General features: G+C 55.1%; 19 protein-coding genes and 1 tRNA gene. 12 read left to right on the forward strand and 8 right to left on the reverse strand.

The window, feature by feature from the left end; all coding sequences use genetic code 11:
- Positions 1-160: 160 nt before the first annotated feature.
- Together V9K67_RS02775 and glgP are read left to right on the forward strand one after the other, a co-directional pair.
- Positions 161-1156, forward strand: coding sequence for a hypothetical protein (locus V9K67_RS02775; RefSeq protein WP_336719911.1), 996 nt, complete (start codon positions 161-163; stop codon positions 1154-1156).
- Between the two features lie 135 nt (positions 1157-1291).
- Positions 1292-2974, forward strand: a complete 1683-nt coding sequence (gene glgP, locus V9K67_RS02780; RefSeq protein ID WP_336719912.1) for an alpha-glucan family phosphorylase — start codon at positions 1292-1294, stop codon at positions 2972-2974.
- On the opposite strand, the gene V9K67_RS02785 is transcribed toward glgP, so the two are convergent.
- On the reverse strand, positions 2968-4194 hold the full coding sequence (locus tag V9K67_RS02785; RefSeq protein ID WP_336719913.1) for a 4-hydroxy-3-methylbut-2-enyl diphosphate reductase: 1227 nt from the start codon (positions 4192-4194) through the stop codon (positions 2968-2970). The genes glgP and V9K67_RS02785 overlap by 7 nt on opposite strands.
- 165 nt (positions 4195-4359) lie before the next feature.
- Between V9K67_RS02785 and V9K67_RS02790 the strand changes: the two genes are divergently transcribed.
- A complete protein-coding gene (locus V9K67_RS02790; protein ID WP_336719915.1) occupies positions 4360-5637 on the forward strand; it encodes an alpha-amylase family glycosyl hydrolase in 1278 nt (425 codons plus the stop codon).
- Between the two features lie 944 nt (positions 5638-6581).
- On the forward strand, positions 6582-6734 hold the full coding sequence (locus tag V9K67_RS02795; RefSeq protein ID WP_336719917.1) for a hypothetical protein: 153 nt from the start codon (positions 6582-6584) through the stop codon (positions 6732-6734).
- A gap of 185 nt (positions 6735-6919) precedes the next feature.
- On the opposite strand, the gene V9K67_RS02800 is transcribed toward V9K67_RS02795, so the two are convergent.
- A complete protein-coding gene (locus V9K67_RS02800; protein WP_336719918.1) occupies positions 6920-8437 on the reverse strand; it encodes a trypsin-like peptidase domain-containing protein in 1518 nt (505 codons plus the stop codon).
- A 130-nt stretch (positions 8438-8567) separates the two neighbouring features.
- Positions 8568-9593, reverse strand: coding sequence for an acyl-CoA reductase (locus V9K67_RS02805; RefSeq protein WP_336719920.1), 1026 nt, complete (start codon positions 9591-9593; stop codon positions 8568-8570).
- Between the two features lie 109 nt (positions 9594-9702).
- Here V9K67_RS02805 and V9K67_RS02810 point away from each other — a divergent pair, with 109 nt between their 5' ends.
- The 4 genes from V9K67_RS02810 (at position 9703) to V9K67_RS02825 (ending at position 12576) form a co-directional block, all read left to right on the forward strand.
- Complete coding sequence (locus V9K67_RS02810) at positions 9703-10050, forward strand: 4Fe-4S dicluster domain-containing protein (protein ID WP_336719922.1); 348 nt, start codon at positions 9703-9705, stop codon at positions 10048-10050.
- Positions 10051-10226: 176 nt separating this feature from the next.
- Entirely contained in the window at positions 10227-11210 is a 984-nt protein-coding gene (locus V9K67_RS02815; RefSeq protein WP_336719923.1) for a D-alanine--D-alanine ligase, read from the forward strand.
- Between the two features lie 206 nt (positions 11211-11416).
- Entirely contained in the window at positions 11417-12247 is an 831-nt protein-coding gene (locus V9K67_RS02820; protein WP_336719924.1) for a PASTA domain-containing protein, read from the forward strand.
- A 2-nt stretch (positions 12248-12249) separates the two neighbouring features.
- Complete coding sequence (locus V9K67_RS02825; protein ID WP_336719926.1) at positions 12250-12576, forward strand: rhodanese-like domain-containing protein; 327 nt, start codon at positions 12250-12252, stop codon at positions 12574-12576.
- Positions 12577-12780: 204 nt separating this feature from the next.
- Here V9K67_RS02825 and V9K67_RS02830 read toward each other — a convergent pair whose 3' ends face one another.
- Both V9K67_RS02830 and V9K67_RS02835 read right to left on the reverse strand, forming a co-directional pair.
- Entirely contained in the window at positions 12781-15021 is a 2241-nt protein-coding gene (locus V9K67_RS02830; RefSeq protein ID WP_336719928.1) for a TonB-dependent receptor, read from the reverse strand.
- A 622-nt stretch (positions 15022-15643) separates the two neighbouring features.
- Positions 15644-15715 (reverse strand) — tRNA-Met (locus V9K67_RS02835).
- A 75-nt stretch (positions 15716-15790) separates the two neighbouring features.
- Between V9K67_RS02835 and era the strand changes: the two genes are divergently transcribed.
- The 3 genes from era (at position 15791) to V9K67_RS02850 (ending at position 18391) form a co-directional block, all read left to right on the forward strand.
- Positions 15791-16660, forward strand: coding sequence for a GTPase Era (gene era, locus V9K67_RS02840; RefSeq protein WP_336719929.1), 870 nt, complete (start codon positions 15791-15793; stop codon positions 16658-16660).
- A gap of 94 nt (positions 16661-16754) precedes the next feature.
- Positions 16755-18074, forward strand: a complete 1320-nt coding sequence (der, locus tag V9K67_RS02845) for a ribosome biogenesis GTPase Der (RefSeq protein WP_336719930.1) — start codon at positions 16755-16757, stop codon at positions 18072-18074.
- Positions 18075-18175: 101 nt separating this feature from the next.
- The gene (locus tag V9K67_RS02850; protein ID WP_336719931.1) at positions 18176-18391 is read left to right on the forward strand and encodes a hypothetical protein; all 216 of its coding nucleotides are present in this window, start codon (positions 18176-18178) and stop codon (positions 18389-18391) included.
- Positions 18392-18527: 136 nt separating this feature from the next.
- On the opposite strand, the gene V9K67_RS02855 is transcribed toward V9K67_RS02850, so the two are convergent.
- The 3 genes from V9K67_RS02855 to mgtE all read right to left on the reverse strand — a co-directional run bounded on the left by V9K67_RS02855 (position 18528) and on the right by mgtE (position 24181).
- Positions 18528-20726, reverse strand: coding sequence for a DUF4954 family protein (locus tag V9K67_RS02855; RefSeq protein WP_336719932.1), 2199 nt, complete (start codon positions 20724-20726; stop codon positions 18528-18530).
- Between the two features lie 126 nt (positions 20727-20852).
- Positions 20853-22688, reverse strand: a complete 1836-nt coding sequence (glmS, locus tag V9K67_RS02860; RefSeq protein WP_336719933.1) for a glutamine--fructose-6-phosphate transaminase (isomerizing) — start codon at positions 22686-22688, stop codon at positions 20853-20855.
- A 101-nt stretch (positions 22689-22789) separates the two neighbouring features.
- On the reverse strand, positions 22790-24181 hold the full coding sequence (gene mgtE, locus V9K67_RS02865) for a magnesium transporter (RefSeq protein ID WP_336719934.1): 1392 nt from the start codon (positions 24179-24181) through the stop codon (positions 22790-22792).
- A gap of 95 nt (positions 24182-24276) precedes the next feature.
- Here mgtE and V9K67_RS02870 point away from each other — a divergent pair, with 95 nt between their 5' ends.
- A complete protein-coding gene (locus tag V9K67_RS02870) occupies positions 24277-24675 on the forward strand; it encodes an SET domain-containing protein (protein ID WP_336719935.1) in 399 nt (132 codons plus the stop codon).
- Positions 24676-24728 lie beyond the last annotated feature (53 nt).

A 24728-nucleotide genomic window follows, 5' to 3' on the forward strand; every position in this document is an offset into this window, starting at 1 on the left:
GCTAATTTAAAAGTTAGACGAATCTAAAAATATATTTTGAATCTTCAAAAGATTTGTGCCGGGTTTAGGAGAGCAGGGGGCTTTTGGCCCGCAGGGCAATTGCATTTGCCCCCAGTTGCAAATGCCGTTATATTCGTTTTTTATACACCAAATACAACTTATGCGCAGGACAGGATTGATTTTACTGGCGTCACTATTTTTTGCCTGTAACAATGAGGACGGCAAGCCGGCCGCCGCCGCCGAAACAGGGAAGGAGAACAAGCAACCGGACTCGGTGAAGGCACCCGCGGCGGATACGGGAGAATTTCCCGTGGCGGCGCTGCCCTACCGCCTGTCCGATACGGCCCTGCTCGGCGATGGCCGGCAGGATACCATCCGTGGCATGGCTTTTTCTGAGATGATCCCGGATAGCCTCAGCAGCGAAATCTTCGGCAAGGGCGGCAAAGTGAAGTACATGCCCCTGGCGAAAGTGGAAGGTCCCGATGGCGGCAGTTTTTATATTGTGAAAGGAGAGAACCGGCGCCGTAAAGCCGCTATCCTGGTGAGCCTGGATCAGCAGCAGCAATTCGGAGCGGCCTTTCCCTTCCTGGTTCCCGATGCGGACGCTTCCACCACGCAGGCCGGCACCATTGATAAAACCTACTCCATTTCCCGGACGGTGTGGCGGCAGCAGGAAGATGATAAGCTGGAAGGAAAAGATGTGTACGCCTACAACAGCAAGGCAAAACAGTTTACGCTGATCATGACGGACCTGCTGGACGACAAGGACCTGGAGCTGATCAACCCGATCGACACCCTGGCACGCAGCCACAAGCTGGCCGGCGATTACGTGCGCGATAAGAAAAACATCATTTCGGTGCGGGATGGAAGAAAACCAAACCTGCTGACGGTTTTTGTGCATACCGAAAAAGGCAAGACCGGCTGCACCGGCGAGTTGAAAGGCGACGCGCAGATCACTTCGCCCACCACTGCCCTCTACCGGCAGGCCGGCGACCCCTGTGTGCTGCAGTTTACCTTTACGGCATCGGCGGTGATCCTGAAAGAATTAGAAGGCTGCGGTGCGCGCCGGGGGCTGGAATGCCCGTTCGACGGATCGTTTCCCCGCAAAAAAGAAGGAAAGGAGACAGATGAAAAAAAATCAAAAAAAGTAAAATAAAATCGTCAAAGAAGTAGTTTTTTTTTGGAACAGTTAGCCTTATCTTCCATTTAAGTTAGAACCCTTAGCCATAATGCGCCTGGCCGGTATCGAAAGCTGGGACCCTTTTTTTAGTGTACCTTAATTACTTTCAACATGATCTTTAAAGCCTATAAAGTCCCCTACACTGTGGACGAACGTTACAAAAAGAGAGTAGCTTATTTCTCCATGGAGTTTGCCATCCACCAGCCCCTGAAAATTTACAGCGGCGGCCTGGGCTTCCTGGCGGGATCGCACCTGCGCAGCGCCTACGAACTGCGCCAGAACCTCGTAGGCATCGGCATCCTGTGGAAATACGGCTATTACGACCAGGGCCGCAACCAGGACCAGACCATGCAGGTATCCTGGATGGAAAAGAACTACAGCTTTTTGGAAGATACCGGCATTAAATTCCAGATCCTGGTGCACGAACACCCGGTGTGGGTAAAGGTCATGTACCTGCCGCCGCAAACCTTCAACAGCGCCCCGCTGTTCTTAATGACCACCGATATCCCGGAAAACGACTACGTGTCGCAGACCATCACCCACCGCCTCTACGACGCCAACGTGGCAACCAAGGTGGCCCAGTTCATCCTGCTGGGAGTGGGCGGCGCCCGCCTGCTCGACGAGATCGGCTTCAAGCCCGAGGTGTACCACCTCAATGAAGCCCATGCCGTTTCCGCCGCTTTTTACCTGTACCAGAAGTTCGGCAAAAAGATCGAGGAAGTGCGCAAGCGCATGGTATTCACCACCCACACCCCCGAAGAGGCCGGCAACGAAAAGCACGATATTTACCTCTGTCATAAAATGAGCTACTTCTGCGGGCTGTCGCTCGACGAAGTGCGCAAGATCACGGGCATGCCCGACGATGCGTTCAACCACTCGCTGGCCGCCCTGCGCTTCGCCCGCATCTCCAACGGCGTGTCGCAGCTGCACGGCGAGGTGTCCAACGAAATGTGGAACCGCCACGAAAATATCTGTCCCATCCTGTCCATCACCAACTCGCAGAACTGGCGCTACTGGGCAGACAAGCAGCTGTATAAATTCAAGGAAGAAGGTGACGACGCGGCCTTCGACGACCGCAAACGCTACCTGAAAAGAAGGGCGTTCGAGATCGTGGCCGACCAGACCGGTAAGGTATTCGATCCCAACGTATTCACCATTGTGTGGTCGCGCCGTTTTGCCGGCTACAAGCGGGCGGGCCTGATCGCTTCCGACCTGGCCCGGTTCGAGGCCCTGCTGAACGACAAGCAGTATCCCGTGCAGATCATCTGGGGCGGTAAGCCCTACCCGGCCGATTATCCCGCCATCAACGAGTTCAACTACCTGGTGCACTTAAGCCGCAATTACAAGAACGTGGCGGTGCTGGTAGGATATGAATTAGGATTGTCGAAGCGCCTGAAGCAGGCCGCCGACGCCTGGCTGAACAACCCCCGCGTACCCCGCGAGGCTTCCGGCACCAGCGGCATGACCGCCGCCATGAACGGGGCGGTGAACTTTTCCACCAACGACGGCTGGATCCCCGAGTTCATCCACCACGGCAACAACGGCTTCGTAGTGCCCCCGGCCGATTACAGCTATATGTCGGTGCAGGAACAGGACCAGTACGACCTGGACCAGCTGTACGAGATCCTCCAGAACGAGATCCTGCCGCTGTATTACAATAAGCGCGGAACCTGGCGCCAGATCGTGAAGAACGGCATGCGCGACGTGCAGCTGCAATTCGACAGCAACCGCATGGTCGACGAGTACTACGAGCTGCTGTACAAGGAACGCTACAATGTGGAAGCGGCCTATTGAAACTGTGCAATTAATTCATCTATATCCCGGCTGGCCCCGTAAAAAAGGGCCAGCTTTTTTATGACCCCTTCCACCAGCGCATCCGGGCAGGAGGCGCCGCTGGTAATGAGTACCGTCACGGGCTCTTTGGCGGGCAGGTAGTTTTCCGTCACCGACTCGGTATGGGTGTGGAAATCGTAATGGCTGATGGCGTTTGCGGACAGCAGCTTGTCTTCGCTGTTGATAAAATAAGTGGGCAGCTTTTCCTCGCACAGTTCCACCAGGTGCGAGGTGTTGGAGGAGTTGTAGCCGCCGACAACGATGGCCAGGTCGGCCGCGGCCTGCAGCATGCCCGTCACGGCGCTCTGGTTGTCGTTGGTGGCATAGCAGAGGGTGTCGCGGGTGTCGGCAAAGCGTTCCTTTACCCCGTCGCCGCTCAGGCCGTATTGCTGCACCATCACTTCCCGCAGATAATCGGCAATGGCCTGGGTGTCGGTGGCCAGCATGGTGGTCTGGTTCACCACGCCAATGCGCCCGAGGTCTTTGGTTACGTCGAAGCCGGGGGAGAACTGGCCGGCGAATTCGGTATAAAACTGGTCGGCCCCCTTTTCGCCGCGGATGTATTTGGCCAGTTCCACGGTCTGTTTCATGTCCTTCACCACCACGCTGGGGGCGTTGGCGGAAGCATGGGAAAAGGTGGCCCGGGTTTCCTCGTGGTTCGGCTTGCCGTGGATAATGATGGTGTACTGGCTGCGGGCGATGGCTTCGCTGCGGTTCCACACCTTTTCCACGAAGGGGCAGGTGGTGTCGTATTTTTCGGTCTGGATGCCGATGTCGCGCAGGCTTTTTTCGATCTCGAGGGTGGTGCCGAAGGCGGGGATCAGCACGATGTCGTCGGCGTTGAGGGTATGAAAAGGAATGATCGGTTTGCCGGAATTGTCCTGCAGGAAGCGGACGCCGCTTTTTTGCAGGTCGGCGTTCACCTGCGGGTTATGGATCATCTCGCTTAACAGGAAGATGCGCCGGCCCGGGTTTTCCTCGATGGTGCGGAAGGCGATGTCGATCGCGTTTTCCACGCCGTAGCAAAAGCCGAAATGGCGGGCCAGGTAGATCCGCAGGGGGCCGAAGTCCAGCAGGGTGGGGGCATAATCCTTTTTCATACGGTCCTGCTCCTTTCTTTTTTTCTTGATGGCGGAGATCAGCGGGCTTCTGTAAAAAACGGGAACGTCAAAACTTTTCATACGAACCGCAAAGCTAAGCGATATAAAAGAGAAGAAAGCGATAAAGAGGGGTTAAGACCAGGAGAGGCGGGAGGATGGTCCCGGGCGGTGGAACGGTATTAGTATCCCTTCTGTTTTTCTCATTTTCCCCTTTTTCCCTTAGTTTTCATTTAAAGCGTACTTATCATGAGCAATTATTCCGGAGAAACCGCCTGGATCAAGTCCACGAACGTATATGAAGTCAACCTGCGCCAGTATACAAAGGAAGGCACGTTTGCCGCCTTCGGCAAGGAATTGCCGCGGCTGAAAGATATGGGGGTGAAGACCCTCTGGTTCATGCCCATCACCCCGATTGCCCAGAAACACAAAAAAGGCTCCCTGGGCAGTTATTATGCCGCTTCGGATTATACCTCCATCAATCCCGAGTTCGGCACCCTGGACGATTGGAGGCGCCTGGTGGACGAGGCGCACGAAATGGGCTTCAAGGTCATTATCGACTGGGTAGCCAACCATACCGGCTGGGACCACATATGGACCGTGACCCATCCCGAATACTACGAACGCGACCCACATACCGGCGACTTTTTGCGGGCTTCGGGCATGGACGATATCATCGAGCTGGATTTCAACCATCCCGGCCTGCGGCGGGCCATGATCGACGCCATGAAGTTCTGGGTGACGGAAACCGGCATCGACGGCTTCCGCTGCGACCTGGCCTTCTGGGTGCAGCTGGATTTCTGGGTGGAAGCCAAAAAAGAGCTGGATCCCGTAAAACAGCTGTTCTGGCTGGGCGAGCTGGACCCGCTGGAGCATCCCGCCTATATGCAGGTGTTCGATGCCGCTTATACCTGGACCTGGATGCAGAAGGCCCAGGAGTTTTACCACCACCACCTGCCCATACATGTATTATATGACGTGCTGTACCGCTACCAGCATGTGCCCGGCCTGAAAGCCTGGTTTACCGCCAACCACGATGAGAACAGCTGGAACGGGACGGAATTTGAAAAGTACGGGCATGCGGCGCCGCTGCTGGCGGTTTTCAGCTGCACCTGGCCGGGCGTTCCCCTGATCTACAGCGGGCAGGAGCTGCCCAACCGCAAGCGCCTGCAGTTCTTTGAAAAAGATACCATCGAGTGGAGCGGCCGCAACGAGCTGCACGACTTTTACAAGACCCTGCTCACCCTGCATGCCACCCACCCGGCCCTGATGGCCGACGAATGGGAGGCCCACGTGCACCGCCTGCATTGTTCGGACGAGAAACGGGCGCTGGTGTACGTGCGCAAGAACGGCCACCGGCAGGTGCTGGTGCTGCTCAATTTTTCGGGCGGTCCGCTGCATTTGGCCATTGACGACCGCCGGGTGACCGGGGTTTTCCGCGATGTGTTCAGCGGCGAAGAAAAGGACCTTTCCCAAAGCAAAGCCTTTGAGCTGGAAGGCTGGGGCTACCGGGTGCTGGAGAAATAAAGAGCCGTCGGGGAAAATGGGGAACAAGCTCATCAGTTTGATGGGGTGGTTCCCATTTTACCCCCAAACGGTCAAATCAATGGTGAAACAACAAATTTGGAAGCGCAAAAACGGCGTTGGAAATAATGAAAAGAAAAGGCTGTAATCCGCTCTGGCAGAGGCTTTTAGGTGGGGGAGTAGGTGTTTTGACGTAATAAGATGGCACATTAATTGAAAATAAGAGGAGTAGGACTCCTCTTATTTTTGTGTTGTCGAAAGAGATAAAAGAATAGCAATCGTGAAAGACAGGCAATGACAAGTAGCAAGTAAGCAAGCAATCGTTAGTGACAAGAGCAATCGTTAGTAGCAAAGAACTTCATACGCAAGCCAATCGTTAGTGGCAAAATGAATCGTTAGTAGCAAAGAACATAAGCAAGCCGATCGTTAGCGGCAAATTTGAATCGTTAGTAGCAAAGAGCATTCATACGCAAGCAATCGTTAGTGACAAGAACAATCGTTAGTAGCAAAGAACTTCATACGCAAGCCAATCGTTAGTGGCAAAGTGAATCGTTAGTAGCAAAGAATTTATAGCAAAGACAATCGTTAGCAGCAAAGCATCGTTAATCGCAAAATATCTGGGAATCTTTCAGTTCGCGCAAAAAATTTTTTTAACATCTTCCCGCCTGAATGTCGATTTTATTAATCGTTTCGTCTCAATTATTCGCTCGTTTGTCTTTTTTGCTGTGCGAAGATAACTCATGAATTGATATCGCAAAAGGTTTAGCCGGATTTTGTTAAAAAAAATTTATTCTTTTAACAATTTGCCGGCCTTGCAGTTTTATAAAATGCCACCAGGGATTTTCAGCTCGCTTTTCCCAAATTTATTTTTTCCTGCTTCTTCTCTTCCCCAAACGCCTCCTCCTTCCCGGAAATCTGTACATTTAATCCTCTAAAACGTAAGGACTATGGGATTACTGACTCCGAAAAACAATAAGAACGATAAGGCCGCCAAAGGTTCGAAGCCTAAAGAATCCAGCTTCATCCCCAAAGGGGGCAAGACATCATCGGCCAACTTTGTAAAGAAGCCCACGGTGCCCGGCTCCAGAAGAGGCAGCTGATAAAACAAGCACCCGACGCTATTTAAAACCCGCTTCGCTTCAGGCGAGACGGGTTTTTTTATTTCCGCTTATTAGTATGCTGCCGGCATACCTGAAATGCCTGACCACGTACCCCGAAAGCTGCAAAAAAAATCCCCGTCCGACCTGGGGCCGAGCGGGGATTGGAAAAATATCCCTTTTATACTTTATTGATTCAGGTTCAGCGGGTAGGTATAAGTACCGTCATAACCTTCGTAGACGCCTTCCAGGCTAATGGGGCCGGTAGCGCTGCCCAATACCTTGGTCAGTTCTTCCACGCTGGTGACGGCTTCACCGTTCACCGAGACGATAACGAATCCTTCGAGGATGCGGGAACGGCTCAGGGGACCGTCCTTGGTGATCTTCTTCACGGCCACACCGCCTTCCACACCCAGCCGGCGGGCTTTGGTCTTATCCAGGGTTTCCAGGTCGGCGCCCAGGCGGCTGCCGACGTTGGCGGAGGCCACATCCTGGAAGGTACCTGCCTGCTTTTTCAGGGTTACCTGCGCGGTGTATTCCTTGCCGGAGCGATTATAGGTAATGGAGATCTTGTCGCCGGGGCGGAACGAAGCTACCTGGGCGCTCATTTGCAGGCCCGAGCCCACTTCCTGTCCGTTTACCCGGGTAATGATGTCGCCTTTCTTGATACCGGCTGCAGCGGCGCCGCCATCACCCGACACGGAGTACACGTATACGCCGTTGATGTTGGTGGGGATGCCGTAGGCCTTGGCCTGCTCCTCGCTCATTTCCTCGGTGGAGTAGTAGCTGATACCCAGGTAACCGCGCTGCACGTCGCCAAACTTGACGATGTCTTCCACGATCTTTTTGGTAATATTCACCGGGATGGCAAAAGAGTAACCGGCATAGGTGCCGTTGGGCGCCAGGATGGCGGAGTTGATGCCGATCAGTTCGCCATTGGTATTCACCAGGGCGCCACCGCTGTTCCCCTGGTTCACCGCGGCATCGGTCTGGATAAAGGATTCTACGGGGGTTTTGCTTTGCTGGCGGTTGATGTTGATGGTCCGTCCCGTGGCCGAAACGATACCGGCGGTCACCGTAGTTTCGAGGGTCAGGGGATAACCGATGGCCAGCACCCACTGTCCCAGCTGGATGTTGTTGGAGTTGCCATACAGCAGGAAGGGGAATTTATTGCCGTCGATCTTCAGCACGGCCAGGTCACTGCTGGGGTCACGGCCGATCAGTTTGGCCTTGTAGGTCTTTTTGTTGTGCAGGGTGACGGTCAGCTCGGAAGCCACGCCGCCTTCGCCGTCGGAGATCACGTGGTTGTTGGTGACGATATAGCCGTCCTCGCTGATCAGCACGCCGCTGCCCGAGGCCCGTTGTTCCGGCACCACGTTGGGGCCGTAGCCAAAGAAGTCGTCGAACAGGTCGTCGAAGATGCCGCCGCCGCGCTGGCGCACGTTATTGCTGAGTTTTTTCGCCGGGATCTTGGTCTTGATGTGGACCACGGCCGGTACCGCGGCGCTGGCCGCACGGGTAAAGTCTATCCCGCCTTCGGCCGCATTGTTTTTATTGTCGAAAAACCCGGTATAATTGGCGGGCAGGCCCTTTTCTCCGCTGCCGATGGCAGTGGGGGCATCCACTATTTTATTGTATGTCCAGACACTTCCCACCGCAGTTGCCGAGCTGATTCCTGCTACTAGTAAAAGTTGTTTCCAGTTCATGTGCTTTCAGTTTGAATGAGGTAATGTTTTGTGTCAAATTGTATGCCCTCCAAAAATAACTACTAAGCCTTTCGTAATAAATGCCCTTTTTCCAGTTTAACAGAACGTTTACTAAGGTCTTCGTAGTTCTTTAACTTCCGGGGGTCGATTTTGTTAAGGAAAGGTTTTTCAAAAAATCCATGGTGTCCACGCGGTCGGCAAAATCGCAGATGCCGGGTTGCTGGGCCTGCCCAAACGCGGTAAAGTCCGGCCCCACGCTGCACTGGATGGAGGCGTTGTCCTGCAATTGCTGCCGAACGGCTTCCCGGTCGCGGTAATATTCGTAGTGCAACTGGCTGATGGGGGAGAAGGGCGAAGCGTCCTCTACCAGCAGCAGGCTGCCGTTGCTCATGTAGTAGCGGTTGTTCAGGATATGGATGGAGAGGTGGTAGTCGTAATTGTTCTTGTACTTGTGGTGGTTGATGAGGTAGTCGTACTTCCGGAACGCTTCCAGCAGGGGCACGAAGTCGTAGCCTTCGGGCACGTACAGCTTGGTGACGTTGCGGCAGCCCAGTCCGAAATACTGGTACACGTCGTCCGCCAGCTGTTCCAGCTCCCCGGGGCTTTCCTGCCCGGTCAGCACGGCCACCGAGGTGCGGTTTTTCCGGATAATGTGGGGATAACTTTTAAAATAGTATTCAAAGTAGCGCCCGGTATTGTTGCTGCCGGTGGCGATGTAGGCGTCGCAGCCCTTGAGCATTTCGCCCAGCACCACCCAGTCGGCCACGGCGGGGTTCCACTCGGTCAGCTTTTGCACCACGTGCTTGATCATGACCTCGTCCTTGGAGGAAGGTTTGATAAAAGCGTAGTGGCCGCTGAGGAACACGCAGAGGAAGTCGTGGAAGCCCACCAGCGGGATGTTGCCGGCCATGACGATGCCCACCTTTTTGGGGGCGGGGTTGCGCTCCTGGAGGGCGTAGCGGCCGATCAGCTCGTCCAGTTGGGCGGGCTGCAGGAAGTTATGGGCGATGTTGGAAACGGCCAGCTGGATAAACTCGGGGATAAACCAGTTGTTGTCCAAAAAAGCGCGGTGCCGGGCCGCCTGCCAGGCCTCGTCATCGCTCAGCATATAGGCGCCCAGGCGCACCAACAGGTCTTTTCGATCTTGTATGTTCATATCGATAGCTTTTTCTGTAATAAGGGCCGGGGGAATATTTGAATGGTAATTTGGTCCCCACGGTTTATTTTTGTCCGCAAAAGTATAATCCTACAAATCAAATATTGTTATGGCTATTAAGATAACAGACGAATGTATCAATTGCGGAGCTTGTGAGCCGGAATGTCCCAATAATGCAATTTACGAGGGGGGAGTGGAATGGGCGATTGCCGACGGCACCAGCGTGAAGGGTTCCTACGTACTGGTGGACGGCTCGGCCGTAGACGCCGCCCAGCGCAATGCCCCCATCGCGGTTGATACCTATTATATCGTTCCCAGCAAATGTACCGAATGCCAGGGCTTCCACGAAGAGCCCCAGTGCGCGGCGGTTTGCCCGGTGGACTGCTGCGTTCCCGACGAAATGTACCAGGAGACCGTGGAAGAACTGCTGTCGAAAAAAGAAAGATTGCATCTTTAATAAAATCGTTGTATCTTTCGTTTACTATCGTAACACAGCGTAATGCTGAGGGTAAACAGGTGATATTTCCTGTTGTAAAAAGGTGAAGGCATGAACATCCTTCACCTTTCTTATTTTCATTCCTTCCCTGTTTACTCTTTATCTCTTTTCCCGCTTTATCGCTTAGTTTTGGGACCATGAAGAAGAAAATCGCCCTGGTGACCGGAGGCTTTTCCGGCGAAGCCGTCATTTCCTATAAATCGGCCGTGACCATCAACAACCATCTGGAGAAAGAGAAATTCGACGTCTATAAGATCGACATCACGCCTACCGGCTGGTATTACGAAAACGAGGGCGGCGAACGGACGGAGGTAAACAAGAATGATTTTTCCATCCAGGTGGCCGGTGGTAAACTGACCTTCGATGCCGTGTTCATCGGCATGCACGGCACACCGGGCGAGGACGGCAAGCTGCAGGGATATTTCGACCTGCTGGGCATTCCCTACACCTCCTGCAACGCGGCCACTTCGGCCCTTACCTTCAACAAGCGCTACACCGTGGCCGTGGCCGGCATGGCCGGAATACCCGTAGCCAAATCGGTGCACCTGTTCCGCCATACGCCCTTCAGCCTGGACGAGATCCTGGGCCAGCTGCGGCTGCCGCTGTTTGTCAAGCCCAATAACGGCGGCTCCAGCATCGGCATGAGCAAGGTCACCGAAGGCATCCAGCTGGCGCCCGCCCTGGAAAAAGCCTTCAAGGAAGACGACCAGGTGCTGGTGGAAGAAATGATCACCGGCCGCGAATTCACCGTAGGCGTCTTCAAATCGAGGGGCCAGGTGATCGTGCTGCCGATTACCGAGGTGATCTCCCAGAAAGACTTTTTCGATTACGAAGCTAAATACCAGGGTGCCTCCACCGAGATTACCCCCGCCGATATCAGTCCCGTGTGGCAGGAGCAGCTGGAGCACATGGCCCAAAAGATCTACGCGGTGTTCAACTGCCATGGCGTGGTGCGTATCGACTTTATTTACAATCCCGAGCAGGCACGGCCCTACATGCTGGAGATCAACACGGTTCCCGGCCAGAGCGAGGCCAGCATCATTCCGCAGCAGGTACGGGCAAAAGGCTGGAAGCTCGAAGACTTTTATTCGAAGCTCGTAGAGGATGCGTTGGAAGGGTAACTTTCTAAAAGTTTACGAGTTTACGCGTTCACAAGTTCACGGGTTCGTTCCGGCAGGGTAGTTTTTGGGTTTTAATGGTTCGGTTAAGGTCGTTGGCGGGCGCAGCCCCTAATACCCAATTAACCAATGAACCAATACCCCGAAGCCCCATTCCCGGACGCCTGTTGAAGTTTACTTATATTGCACCCCGAAATTCCATCACCTGCATGTTCAAGTTCATTACGAGTCGGCCGCTTTGGGTCAATATAGTTTTTGGTACCGTATTATTTGTGGCTCTTTTCCTGTTGTTCGTCCTATCGCTGAACTGGCTGACGCACCATGGCGAGTCCAAGACCGTACCGGCGGTAGTGGGGAAAAAGGTGGAGGAGGTCCGCGAGCTGCTCGATGAGCAGGGCTTTGAGATGATTGTCCAGGATTCGGTCTATTTCGATACCCTGGCGCCTTCGGTGGTGATCAAGCAGGTGCCGGAAGCCGACGCGGTGGTCAAGATCAACCGTACGGTCTATGTAACGGTCAACCGGGTGGTGGCTCCCGACGTGGACATGCCCAACCTGATCGGCTACAGCTTCCGCAACGCCGAGATGGTGCTGAACAACATGGGGTTGAAAATCGGGGATACGACCTTTAAGCCCGACTTTGCCAAGAATTCGGTGCTGGAGCAGCTCTTTAACGGCCAGTCAATTCCTGCCGGCAAAAAGATCCGGATGGGCAGCGCCATTTCGCTGGTGCTGGGCAACGGCCTGGGCGCCCGGGATATGCCGGTGCCCCAAATGATCGGGCTGACCTATGCCGAGGCCAAAATCCTGATGGAGACCCGGGGCCTGATCCTGGGAGCGGTAGTGCCCGACGGGGATGTGCAGGATACCGCCAATGCCTTTGTTACCCGGCAAAGCCCGGCGCCCCGCAACGAAGCCGGCCAGTCCCTGCGGATCCGTCCCGGCCAGATGGTCGATGTGTGGCTGAGCGTGCAAAAGCCGGTCACCGATTCCACCGAGGCAACGCAAACCCAACCTGTAAATACACAAACCGAACTTTAATTATGAAAAACATAACCGTAACGGAATTAAAACAGAAAATAGACAACGGCGAAGACGTGCGCCTGATCGATGTACGCGAGCCGTATGAATTTGCCGAAGCTAACCTGGGCGGCCGCCTCGTGCCCCTGGGCAAGGTGACCTCCATGCAGGTGGAGGAGCTGGAAGACTGGAAAGAGGTGCCGGTGGTGGTGCTGTGCCGTGCCGGTCGCCGCAGCGCCATGGCCTGCCAGGTGCTGGACCAGCTGGGCTTCAAAGAAACCTACAATATCGAAGGCGGCCTGCTGGCCTGGGTCGACAAGTTCGGCAACGAAGGCCTCCAGCATCGCTAGGAGGAAAAGAAGGAAAGCATAAGAAATAATAAAAAGGGTAGGAGAAAAGAGGCAGCGGCCCTTTGTCTCTTACCCTTTTATTTTAGCGGGCAGGAAAAGCAATAAGAAAGGGGAAAGAGACCGGGAGAACCAATGCTCCTTATCTCTTTCCCCTTACTCTTTCTTCCCCTCAAAACTCTTTCTCTTTTCCTCTTTTGCTCTTCGCTAGAGTTTGATGTTCAGGCCGATGGTGAAGTTGGTGCCGGCCATGGGGTAGTAAAAATTCTCGCGGATCAGCGAGGTGTCGTAATAATAGCTGTAGGTGTAGCCGTTGGTTTCGTACTTGCGGTTCCAGAGGTTGTTGACCTGTACGATGATGTCGGCCGCCTTCACCGTTTTGTTGCTGAGGGTGTAGCGCAGCTGGGCGTCCTGTACGAAATAACCCTTCAGCTGTTTGGCGTCGCTGTTGGTGTTGTCCAGGTATTGCTTGCTGACGGCCTTGTTGGTCAGCAGCAGTTCGGTCCGCCGTACCGGCTTGATGCTGACGGAGCCGGCGGCGGTCAGCCAGGGCGAAAAGGAGATCTGGGCGTTTTTGATGCGCAGGGTATCGTAGCCGGCAAAGTCGAAGGCTGCATCGTAGCGGGCCACATAGTCGGTGTAGTGGTTAATGATATTGCGGCTGATGGTCACGTTGCCCTGTAGGCTCAGCCACTTATTGAGCTGCACGCCGCCCCAGGCTTCCAGTCCCAGGCGGTAGCTGTCGGGGGCATTGATGCGGACGGCATCGCCCACGTCATTGAGCTTGCCGGTCTGCACCAGCTGGTCTTTGTACAGCATGTAGTAGGCGGTGGCGCCGTAGCGGGCTTTGGTGCCGGCGTGTTCGATGCCGGCCTCGAAGTCGTGCAGCTGTTCGGCTTTCGGTGCCTGCAGGGCGGCGCCGGTTTCGAAGTCGTTGCGGGTCGGTTCCTTATGGGCCTGGGCGTAGGAGGCGTAGGCGGTAAAGTTCCGGCCGGTATAGTTGAGGCCCAGCTTGGGATTGAAGAAGCCGAAGGTCTTGTCCACTTTCAGGTCGGGGAATTTGCGGGTGCCGGTGATGCGGTGGCGCACCTGGCGGTACTGCAGGTCGGCCAGCAGGTACAGGCGCTCGCCCCACTTCACGCCCATCTTGGCGTACAGGTTCCCATCGTCCTTTTTGGCCGGGTAGTGATACCATTCGAAGTCTTTGGGGATGGCGTTGCCGGCCCAGATGATCTTGCCGATATGGTCGCCGTCGAAGCGGTTCCAGCTGCCGCCCACCGTATAGTCCACTGCATTTTTCTTGTACTGCAGCGAGAAGACGCCGCCGTACAGGTTGTTCTTCAGCCACAGCTGGCGCACCAGGTTGGTGCGTTGGAACACGCTGCCGCCGATGGTCTGGTCGGGCAGGCCGTAGGAGCTGTATTTCTGGTCGTATTTGAATTCCTCGTAATAGCCTTCCCCCTGGGTCAGGAACAGGGCGGTGCTCAGTGTCAGGTGGTTGGCAAAATCCTGGTTGAAGAACAGCTGGTAGTGGTCCTGGCGGTAGTTATCGGTCTGGTTGGGGTAGAGGAAGCCGTTGTAACGGCGGGAGTTGGCAGAGAACAGGTTGGCCGAATCCTCGGGGGTAAAATACAGGGAGCCCAGGTTGTTGTAGTAATGGGTCAGCAGGCTGTCGGCGTTGTAGAACAGCTTGTGCTGGGGGATACCATTCCAGGCCTGGAAGGTTTTTTCCTTGCCCGAGAACACGTTCAGGCGCAGGGAGGAGCCTTTGTTGAGCCAGGCGCCGGAAACGTAGAAGGACTGCAGGTCGCTGGTAGCGCGGTCGATAAAGCCGTCGCTGCTGATCTTCGAGAGGCGGGCGTCCACGGTAAAATGGTTGTTCAGCAGGCCGGTGCCGGCTTTGAGGGTATGCTTCCAGGTGTTGAAGGAGCCGAAGCTGTTGTTCAGTTCCACGTAGGGTAGGGTATTCAGCTCATTGGTGCTCAGGTTGATGGTGGCCCCGAAGGCGCCGGCCCCGTTGGAGGAGGTGCCCACGCCCCGCTGGATTTGCAGGCTGCTGACCGAGGAAGCGAAGTCAGGCAGGTCCACGAAGAACACGCCCTGCGATTCGGCGTCATTGTAAGGGATGCCGTTGAGGGTGACGTTGATGCGGGTGAGGTCGGTGCCGCGGATGCGCAGGCCGGTATAGCCGATGCCGGTGCCGGCGTCGGAGCTGACCACGGTGGAAGGGGTCTGGTTCAGCAGGAAGGGCAGGTCCTGTCCCAGGTTCTGCTTTTCGATATCGGCCTTGGAGAGGTTGGTCTTGGTAAACGGCGCCAGGCTGCCGGCGCGGATGGCCCGCACCTCTACGGGGGTGAGGTCCACGGTGTCTTTGCGGTCGGTTTCCTGCTGTGCAAATAAGCTGGTGCACGATACCATCATGCCCAGGAACAAATTGATCCTTTTCACGTTGTACAAAATATTTAATGATGAGCGGGATGGAGCTGCAGAGAAGAGTGGGAGCGGGGGCGCACCTTCCCTGACAGGCATTACCCTGATCAGGTTCAACGGGTATGATCTCAGATCCGCCTTTCGGCGAAACACCCCGGGCCTAATGCGCCGCAAAGGTATAGAAAGAATTCCCGAACCGGGCATTTTTTGCGGTGGATGGGCGCGGGGCCGTAAGGGAACTGTTGAAAAACAGGAGCCTGTATAGGTAAAAACACCGGTGCTTTTTGGGGCAATTACCTAGGCGGACCGGGCTGGAATCGCTTTAAAAGTTAAAGTTATCCCAAGAGGGCCTCGGGGAGAGGAGGAGCTATTGCAAATGTCAGAGCCACACTTATTTTTGCATCATCATATGGCAAGTAATCGTTAGTCGCCCCTTGTTTCTACTCGGGGCTTTTTTTATGCCCATAGGTTTTACGACTGCCGGATGAGAATAGGGGGAAAATAAAAAAGCCTCCCGGGAAGGAGGCTTAGGTCTTTTGTTGCGAAGGGGAGGATCGAACTCCCGTCCGCCTTTGGCGGATATGAGCCCGACGAGCTATCGCATAAAAAAAGCCTCCCGAGGGGAGGCGTTTTTTTTCTGTTGCGAAGGGGAGGATCGAACTCCCGACCTTCGGGTTATGAGCCCGACGAGCTACCGCTGCTCTACTTCGCGGTGCAAATATAGGAGCCAATGTTATTTCCACCAAACAAAATTTTATCGTCTAAATTTGCCGAATATATTTTACCAGTGAAGACAGGTTTCGTTAACATATTCGGAAGGCCCAACGCCGGCAAAAGCACCCTGCTGAATGCCTTCATGGGCGAAAAGCTGGCCATTGTTTCCCCCAAGGTGCAAACAACCCGCCACCGCATTAAAGGCATCATGACGGAGAAGGACTACCAGATCATCTTCTCCGATACCCCGGGCATCATCGAGCCCAAATACAAGCTGCACGAAAAAATGATGCATGCCGTGAAAAGCTCGCTGGAAGATGCCGACCTGGCTCTTTTGCTGGTAGACATCAACGAAAACTGGGAGGAGTGCGACGCCATCTTTTCCGCCCTGCGCCTGAAGGTGCCGGCCATCGTGGTGGTCAATAAAACCGACCAGGCCAATGCCGAAAAGATCGGGACGGCAAAGGAATTTTTTGAAAGGAAACCGTACTGCACCCGCCTTCAGCCCGTATCGGCGCTGAACGGCGGCCAGGTGCAGCAGCTGCTGGCGTCCATCGTGGACATGCTGCCGGAAGGAGAGCCGTTCTTTGCCGAGGACGAAATGACCGACCTGCCCACCCGCTTCTTCGTAGGCGAGCTGGTACGCGAACAGATCTATTCGCTTTTCGAGGACGAGATTCCCTATCATACCACCGTGCTCGTGACCGAGTTCAAGCAGAAGTCGACGCTGATCAAGATCATCGCCAACATCATCGTGCAGCGCGAATCGCAGAAGGCCATCATCCTGGGAAAGGGAGGCGAAAAGATCAAAAAGATCGGCAGCGGCGCCCGCAAGGAAATCGAGCGGTTTTTGGGACAGAAGGTGTTCCTTGAACTGTTCGTAAAAGTGCGCCCGAAATGGCGCGAGAACGACCTGTTCCTGAAAGAATATGGTTACAGTTAATTGGTTAATTGGGAATTAGGAAGGGCGAGACTCCACTGACCAATGACTAGTGTCATTTTAAATCGTAAATAGTAATTCGTAAATAAGTAATTTAATGGGTTTTACATTAGCAATAGTAGGCCGGCCGAATGTGGGAAAAAGCACGTTTTTCAACCGGTTGCTGGAACAGCGCAAGGCCATCGTGGAAGACACGCCGGGCGTTACCCGCGATCGCCAGTACGGCGTGGCGGACTGGAACGGCAAAAGCTTTAACGTAATTGATACCGGCGGCTTCGTGGCCGGAAGTGATGATGTGTTCGAGCGGGAAATCCGCAAGCAGGTGCAGATAGCGGTGGACGAAGCCAGCGCCATCCTGTTCGTTGTTGATGCCGCCACCGGCCTGACCGACCTGGACGAGGCCATGGCCGATGTGCTGCGCCGCTCCACCAAACCGGTTTTTTTGGTGGTGAACAAAGTGGATAACAATGCCCGCATGCTGGAGGCCACCGAGTTTTACAGCATGGGCTTTGAATCCATCCATTTTATCTCCGCCATGAGCGGCAGCGGCTCGGGCGACCTGCTCGATGCCGTTGCCGAACTGATTCCCCAGGAAATCGAATCCGAAGAGGAACAGGAAGGCGAAGTACATATCCCCCGCTTTGCCATCATCGGCCAGCCCAACGTGGGCAAATCCTCCCTGCTGAATGCGCTGGTAGGTACCGAACGTACCATCGTCAGCGATATCGCCGGCACTACCCGCGATACCATCCATACGCAGTACAACCTGTTTCAAAAGGAATTCGTGCTGATCGATACCGCCGGTATCCGCCGGAAAAACAAGGTGCAGGAAGACCTGGAATTTTATTCCGTAATCCGGGCGGTAAAAGCCCTCGATGAAGCGGATGTGTGCCTGCTGCTGCTGGATGCCGAAAAGGGCATTGCCGCCCAGGACCTCAATATCTTCAGCCTGGCGGCCCGCAAAGGCAAGGGCCTGGTGGTGCTGGTGAACAAATGGGACCTGGTGGAAAAGGAAACCAATACGGCCCGCGACTACGAAAAGGCGCTGAAGGAACGCCTCGCTCCCTTCAATGACGTGCCCGTGATCTTCATTTCCGCCAAGGAAAAAACAAGGATCTTCAAAGCCATTGAAGTGGCCCTGGAAGTGGACGAAAACCGCCGACGCAAGGTAACCACCTCGGAGCTGAACGACGTGATGCTGAAAGCCATCGAATCCTACCACCCGCCGGTGGTGAGGGGCCGGGCCATCAAGATCAAGTACATCACCCAGCTGCCGACGAGGGTGCCGTCCTTTGCGTTTTTTTCCAACATGCCGGACGAGATCAAGCAGCCCTACAAGAACTACCTGGAGAACAAGCTGCGGGAGCACTACAATTTTAAAGGAGTTCCCATACGTATTTTCTTCCGGAAGAAATAGGGAAGGGGAAATAGTGGGGATAAATGGCCGTTGCGGGGAATTTGGATTTTTCGTTTCACGGCCTACCTTTGCCCCAATCTTAATAATTCAAATAAAGTACAATGAAAAAGTTTTTTGCGGTATTCGCGGTTGCAGCTGCCCTGACGGCCTGCGGCGGCAACTCTGAAGGCACCAGTGCTCCTGATACTACTACCACTGTAACCAACTCCGCTGTTGATTCCAACGTAGTGGCTCCTGCTGTCAACGATACAGCTGCCCAGGGTGGTACCATCCAGGACACTTCCACTACTGTTATTGACACGCCTGCTCACCACTAAGCGCAGCGCAGTTCGACATACTTCAAAAGTCCCTCTTTCTTCGAAAGGGGGATTTTTTTTGCCGGTCGCAAAAACAAGAAAGGCTAAAGCCGTTGTTCTGCAACAGCTTCAGCCTTTCCCTGTTATGATGCCCATGCTATAATCGGAAACGGTTGATCACCGTGCGAATGGTTTTGGTAAAATCAGAAAGCTCCTGCTGCTGCTGTTCGATAAAGACGTTGTCTTCCAGCCTGCCGACCACATTTTCCATTTCCGCCTCGTTTTCGTACACCATTTGCCGGTAGGGGCTTTCGTAGTCCTTTGCCCGCGAGTCGTAGATGTTCTTCACCATCCATTCCTTCGTTTGCAGCGCCTGTTGCAGCAACTCCTTCAGCAGGGGGGCGGTCAGCCCGTTCTCCGGCAGCTGCAGCACCTCCAGCAGCGAAGCAAAGGCATGCTGCCGCTTCTGCTCGAAATAGAGGTCGCTGTTTTCGTGGTAGTATTCGTGAACCTCGTCCCAGCTGTTCACCACGCCCGACTTGATGTTGTCCAGCAGCGATTTCAGGGAGCTTTGCAGCATCAGCTGTCCGCCCAGGTTGGTCCATTCCTGGCGCTTGCCGGCACCGGTGATGGCTTCCAGCACTGCTTCCAGCGAAGCCGCTTCGTTTTGTTCGATGTACTGCAGCAGGTGGGTGATGCCGTAAAATACGATCAGCCGCTTGTACACGCTGTAGGCTTCCCATACCTTGATGATCTGCACGGGGCGCCTGGTGTTTTCAAAGCCGCGGGCCGTGATCTCGGTGGCGCCCAGGGCGGCCTTCTTTTCGTTGATCAGGGCATCGCCGGCAGCGAGCAGGGCTTGCCTGTCGCCGGCCTGTACGCCAAAGGCCAGGGCCGTGAATTCGCGCAGCAGGTCGAGGGCGGTGAACACTTCGTTCACGCTGTCGGGGGCCAGGAAGTCGTACTCGATATAGGGCACCTTCACCTGCCGCTTGTCGCGGTCGACATACTTGCTGGAGTTGCGGGCCAGGGCGTACATGTTGTACAGGAACCAGTAGGCCGGCATGATCACCAGCTTGTTGCTTTTGACCTCGTTGTTCACCAGGCTGAAGGGGAGGGGAATGTTCAGTTCGGCCGGGTAGTCGCCCTTGGCGATGAGGGTAAAGGAGGCGAACTTGGAGTTGTGCTTCAGGCTCACGCACAGGCCGGGCCAGAAGCCCCTGCCCGCCACGATCTCGCCATCGGCGGCACGGCTGTTGTGGTTGGAGCCGATGGTGGCGCCGGCGGCGATATTGCTTTGCCCCATCACCAGGGCCGCACAAAGGAACGAGTTGTTGTGGTGTTGTTCGTGGGCCGGGAAAATGAGGGAGTTCAGCACCTCGCAGCACGAGATGGTGGCGTTGTTGCCCAGGTAGGAGTTGATCAGGCGCGCCCCGTATTTGAGCTGCGAGTGGGAAGCCATGAAAAAGCGTACGGCCTTCACACCGTAGAAAATGCGGCAGCCCTCTTCAATGATGCCGTTTACCAGTTCGCAGCCCTCGCCGATCTGCGAAGGCGACTCGGGCGAAGAGTTGAGGGTAAGGTTTTTCAGCTTGTTGGCGCCCTTGATGTAGGCGTCGCTGCCCACCCATACATCCTTGATGATGCTGGTGTTCTTGATCACCGAGCGGTCGCCGATCTTGCCGTAAAAGCCCCGCTGGGGGTCGAATTTGTTGTCGGTCAGTTCCTTGAAACGCTGCATCAGGGCGTCATCGTCGCGGTGCTTGCTCCACAGGTAGGCGTCGCCGGGCATCATGGTGACGAAGGGCAGGATCTTGCGGCCGGCGTTTTCGTTGCATACCTCCAGCCAGATGCGGACCGATTCGGCCTCGCCCTGCTTCAGCACGCCGTTGCCGAACTTGGCGTGGTTGGTGGTGGTGAGCTCGTGGATGTTCTGGAGCATCACTTCGTTGCCCACGATGTAGTTGGCCATATAATTGACGTTGCTGACCACGACGTTGTCGCCGAAATCGCAGCTGATGATGGTGCTGTTGTACAGGCCCACCGGCATGCTCACGTTGTGAAATTCCAGGGCTACCGGCTCCAGCTTGCCGATGCGCACCAGGCCGAAGAACTTGCAGTTCTTCACCAGCTCGGGGTTGAAGGCGTTCGACACCAGGAGTTTGGCCCAGTCGTCGGAGGTATTGTTGTTGCGCACCAGCACCTCGATCTCGTAGGCCGAAAGGTTGCGGTAAACAATGCCGCTGCGGTTTTGAATATTCCGCAGGTGGTATTCGTCCTTTCCTTCGGGCCGGTACGGCTCGGGAATGAAGTTGTAACCAATAGAATTCAAGGGACGCTTTTCAATACGGTTCATAGTTCACGAGTTGCGGCTTGCGCCTTAAAAACTTGGGGATAATCAAACGAGAAACGTGAGAAAGAAAAAGCAGGGCCTTTTCGTTTCTCACGTTTCTCGCAGTTTTAAATATGTCGTTCCGGTTTCCTATTCAACGGTTACCGATTTGGCCAGGTTGCGGGGCTTGTCCACGTCCAGCTCGCGGGCGATGCCGATGTAGTAGGCCAGCAGCTGCATGGGCACTACGCTCAGCATGGGCGCCACGATCTCGTCGGCCTCCGGCACGATGATCACGTCGTCGGCCAGGGAGGCGCTCTGCTCGTCGCCTTCGTTGATCACGGCGATCACCTTTCCTTTGCGGGCCTTGATCTCCTGCATGTTGCTGATCACCTTTTCGTGGTACGAATCGCGGGTGGCGATGAACACTACGGGCAGGTTTTCGTCTACCAGGGCAATGGGACCGTGCTTCATTTCGGCGGCAGGGTAGCCTTCGGCATGGATGTAGGAGATCTCTTTCAGCTTCAGGGCGCCTTCGAGGGCTACGGGGAAGTTGTAGCCGCGGCCCAGGTACAGGAAGTCCTGTGCATCCTTGTATTTTTCCGCGAGTTGCTTGATGGCTTCCTGCTGCTGCAGCACCAGGGAGATCTTTTCGGGGATGGCATCCAGCTCTTTCAGCAGCTTCAGGTAGCGGTTGTTGTCCAGCACGCCTTTTTCGTAGCCTACTTTCAGGGCCACCATGGTCAGCACGGCCAGCTGGGCGGTGAAGGCCTTGGTAGAGGCCACGCCGATCTCGGGGCCGGCATGGGTGTAGGCGCCGGCGTCGGAAGCGCGGGAAATGGAGGAGCCCACCACGTTCACCACGCCCAGGATGATGGCACCCTTGGCCTTGGCGTTCTCGATGGCGACCAGCGTATCGGCGGTTTCGCCGCTTTGCGAGATGGCGATGATCACGTCGCCTTTATTGATCACGGGGTTGCGGTAGCGGAATTCGGAGGCGTATTCCACTTCCACGTTGATGCGGCAGAGTTCTTCAAAGATGTATTCCGCCACCAGGCCGGCGTGCCAGGAGGTTCCGCAGGCCACCATCACGATGCGGTTGGCATTCATGATCTGTTCGGCGTATTTCTGCACGCCGCTCATGGTAATGGTACCGGCGGTGGCGTCGAGGCGGCCGCGCAGGCAGTCGTGAACGGTCTGGGGCTGTTCGAAAATTTCTTTCAGCATGAAGTGGTCGTAGCCGCCTTTTTCAATGGCTGCCAGTTCCATATCGAGCTTGGTGATGAACGGCGTTTCGCGTTCGTTGCCCAGGTTTTTGAGGATCAGCTGGTCGGGCTTGATGATGGCGATCTGGTAGTCGTTCACGTACACCACTTCCTTGGTGTATTCGATGATGGGGGAGGCGTCGGAGGCCAGGAAGTGTTCGTTCTTGCCGATGCCGATCACCAGGGGGCTGCCCTTGCGGGCGGCGATGAGGGTATCGGGATTGTCTTCGTCCAGCAGCACGATCACGTAGGCGCCCACCACCCGTTTCAGGGCGATGCGTACGGCTTCTTCCAGCTCGCAGTTATTGTTTTTCTTGATCTCGTCGATGAAGTTGAGCAGCACCTCGGTATCGGTATCGCTGTGGAACACGTAGCCTTTGCTGACCAGCTCCTGCTTCAGTTGCGCATAGTTTTCGATGATGCCGTTGTGGATCATGGCCAGTTTGCCGCTGGCGGATTTATGCGGGTGGGCGTTGCGGTCGCTGGGTTCGCCGTGGGTGGCCCAGCGGGTGTGGCCGATGCCGATATTGGCATGAAGGTCCTTGCCCTGGAGGGTTTCTTCCAGGCCGGCCACCTTGCCTTTCTTTTTATAAACTTTCAGGCCGCTGTTTAAAAGGGCGATGCCGGCACTGTCATAACCACGGTATTCCAGCCGTTTCAGACCTTTGAGGATCACTGGATATGCTTCTCTTTGACCAATATAAGCAACGATTCCGCACATATGTATATGAATGTTAAATTAAAACTGGTGTATGTAAGGTTACATCCTCCCCCTTGCCGGGGATTTGGCGGCGCAAACTTAGCATTAATTATAAAAGAAGGCTATAAAAGTTTCCCGCTTAGGACCATGAAGGCCACGGAGAAGTAAATGACCAGGCCGGTAACGTCCACCATGGTGGCCACGAAAGGGGCCGAGCTGACGGCGGGGTCGGCGCCCAGCCGCTTCAGCAGCATGGGCAGCATGCTGCCCGACAGGGTGCCCCAGAGCACCACGCCTACCAGGGTGGTGCCGACCACCATGCCGATTTCCATATAATGGTCGCCGTACACCTGGGGGTTGATACCGTGCCAGAGGATGATGCGCAAAAAGCCGATGATGCCGAGCACGGTGCCCAGCATGATGCCGGACAGCAGCTCGCGCTTAAACACCCGCCACCAGTCGCGCAGGCTGATCTCGCCCACGGCCATGGCCTGGATGATGAGGGTGGAGGCCTGCGAGCCGCTATTGCCCCCGCTGGAGATGATCAGCGGCACGAACAGGGCCAGCACCACGGCTTTGGCGATCTCGTCCTCGAAATACGCCATGGCGGTGGCGGTAAGCATTTCGCCCAAAAACAGGATGATCAGCCAGCCTACCCGTTTCTTGAACAGGTTCAGCAACGGCATTTCCAGATAAGGCTGTTCCAGGGCCTGGGTACCCCCGATCTTCTGCATGTCCTCGCTGAATTCCTCGTTGGCGATCCACAGCACGTCGTCGATGGTAACGATGCCCAGCAGCTTGTTGCTGTTGCTGACCACCGGCAGGGCCACGCGGTTGTTCATTTTGAAGGCTTCGTTGGCCACCTCCTGGTCGTCGAAGGCGTTGAGGGCGATGACGCGGTTGTCCATCAGCTCGCTGACCTTGCTGTCGGGGCTGGCGAGGATGAATTCGCGGATCCGGATGTCGTCGAGCAGCTCGCCCTTGTCGTTGATCACGTAGATCACGTCAATAGTTTCACTGTTCTTGCCCACCCGGCGGATCACGTTCAGTACCTGGCTGACCGTATTCTGTTCGTGTACGTATACGTAATCGGGGGTCATCAGGCGGCCCACGCTGTTTTCGGGATAACCCAGCAGCGACAGGGTGATCTTGCGTTCTTCGGGGTGGAGCAGCTTGATCAGCTCGCGCACCACGTTGCTGGGCAGTTCTTCCAAAAAGGAGGTGCGGTCATCGGCGGGAAGCTCGTTGAGCAGTTCGGCGGTCTTGCCGGGGGGCAGGTCTTTGATGATGCGCTGCTGCGTGGGAAACTCCAGGATCCGGAACACGCCCGCCGCCCGGTGCACGGACATGCCGGCTATGATGTTGCTTTCATAGTCGGGGTACTCGTACACCAGTTCCGCCACATCGCTGATGTTCTGGTGGTCCAGGAAATGCCTCGTTTGCAGGGGATCATTGTTTTGCAGGATTTCCTCGAACTGCTGCTGCAATTCCTCTATTGAATGTTCCAACGCCATGCGCCAAATTTAGATACTAAGCGATAAAGGGGAAAAAGAGAAAAAAGAGAAACGAAAAAATAACGGCTAAGGAGATAATCGCTTAGCTTCAGGATATGAAGCCAATCAGTTTTCTATTGGACAGTGTTTTTGTGGCCCGTACCAAGACCAAGGGCCGGGGTATTTTCTGCAATGCGCCTATCGAAGCGAAGACCATTATTGAAATTGCCCCTGTGATCGTACTCAGTGCCCCGGAGCGGAAGCAGATTGACGAGACCCTGCTGCACGACTACATTTTCGAATGGGGCGACGACCGGAAGAAATGCTGCATGGCCCTGGGCTATGTGCCCCTGTACAATCATGCCTCCCCTTCCAACTGCGAATACGAAATGGATTTTCGCAAAAAGCTGATCACCATCATGGCCGTCCGCGACATCGAGGCGGGAGAGGAGCTGTTCATCAACTACAACGGCGACTGGAGCAGCAAGACGCCGGTGTGGTTTGAAACCCTCTAACGCGGGAATTGGTTAATTGGTTAATTGGGGTATTCGGTTGAAGTCGCTTTATT

The organism is Huijunlia imazamoxiresistens, from assembly GCF_037132455.1.
In the GTDB taxonomy this organism is placed as follows: domain Bacteria; phylum Bacteroidota; class Bacteroidia; order Chitinophagales; family Chitinophagaceae; genus Flavisolibacter; species Flavisolibacter imazamoxiresistens.

What these genes read in the sequence shown, in the direction of transcription:
- V9K67_RS02775 (WP_336719911.1), top strand. Translation starts at nt 161, where the DNA reads ATGCGCAGGACAGGATTGATTTTACTGGCGTCACTATTTTTTGCCTGT.
- glgP (WP_336719912.1), top strand. Translation starts at nt 1,292, where the DNA reads ATGATCTTTAAAGCCTATAAAGTCCCCTACACTGTGGACGAACGTTAC.
- V9K67_RS02785 (WP_336719913.1), bottom strand. Translation starts at nt 4,194, where the DNA reads ATGAAAAGTTTTGACGTTCCCGTTTTTTACAGAAGCCCGCTGATCTCC.
- V9K67_RS02790 (WP_336719915.1), top strand. Translation starts at nt 4,360, where the DNA reads ATGAGCAATTATTCCGGAGAAACCGCCTGGATCAAGTCCACGAACGTA.
- V9K67_RS02795 (WP_336719917.1), top strand. Translation starts at nt 6,582, where the DNA reads ATGGGATTACTGACTCCGAAAAACAATAAGAACGATAAGGCCGCCAAA.
- V9K67_RS02800 (WP_336719918.1), bottom strand. Translation starts at nt 8,437, where the DNA reads ATGAACTGGAAACAACTTTTACTAGTAGCAGGAATCAGCTCGGCAACT.
- V9K67_RS02805 (WP_336719920.1), bottom strand. Translation starts at nt 9,593, where the DNA reads ATGAACATACAAGATCGAAAAGACCTGTTGGTGCGCCTGGGCGCCTAT.
- V9K67_RS02810 (WP_336719922.1), top strand. Translation starts at nt 9,703, where the DNA reads ATGGCTATTAAGATAACAGACGAATGTATCAATTGCGGAGCTTGTGAG.
- V9K67_RS02815 (WP_336719923.1), top strand. Translation starts at nt 10,227, where the DNA reads ATGAAGAAGAAAATCGCCCTGGTGACCGGAGGCTTTTCCGGCGAAGCC.
- V9K67_RS02820 (WP_336719924.1), top strand. Translation starts at nt 11,417, where the DNA reads ATGTTCAAGTTCATTACGAGTCGGCCGCTTTGGGTCAATATAGTTTTT.
- V9K67_RS02825 (WP_336719926.1), top strand. Translation starts at nt 12,250, where the DNA reads ATGAAAAACATAACCGTAACGGAATTAAAACAGAAAATAGACAACGGC.
- der (WP_336719930.1), top strand. Translation starts at nt 16,755, where the DNA reads ATGGGTTTTACATTAGCAATAGTAGGCCGGCCGAATGTGGGAAAAAGC.
- V9K67_RS02850 (WP_336719931.1), top strand. Translation starts at nt 18,176, where the DNA reads ATGAAAAAGTTTTTTGCGGTATTCGCGGTTGCAGCTGCCCTGACGGCC.
- V9K67_RS02855 (WP_336719932.1), bottom strand. Translation starts at nt 20,726, where the DNA reads ATGAACCGTATTGAAAAGCGTCCCTTGAATTCTATTGGTTACAACTTC.
- glmS (WP_336719933.1), bottom strand. Translation starts at nt 22,688, where the DNA reads ATGTGCGGAATCGTTGCTTATATTGGTCAAAGAGAAGCATATCCAGTG.
- mgtE (WP_336719934.1), bottom strand. Translation starts at nt 24,181, where the DNA reads ATGGCGTTGGAACATTCAATAGAGGAATTGCAGCAGCAGTTCGAGGAA.
- V9K67_RS02870 (WP_336719935.1), top strand. Translation starts at nt 24,277, where the DNA reads ATGAAGCCAATCAGTTTTCTATTGGACAGTGTTTTTGTGGCCCGTACC.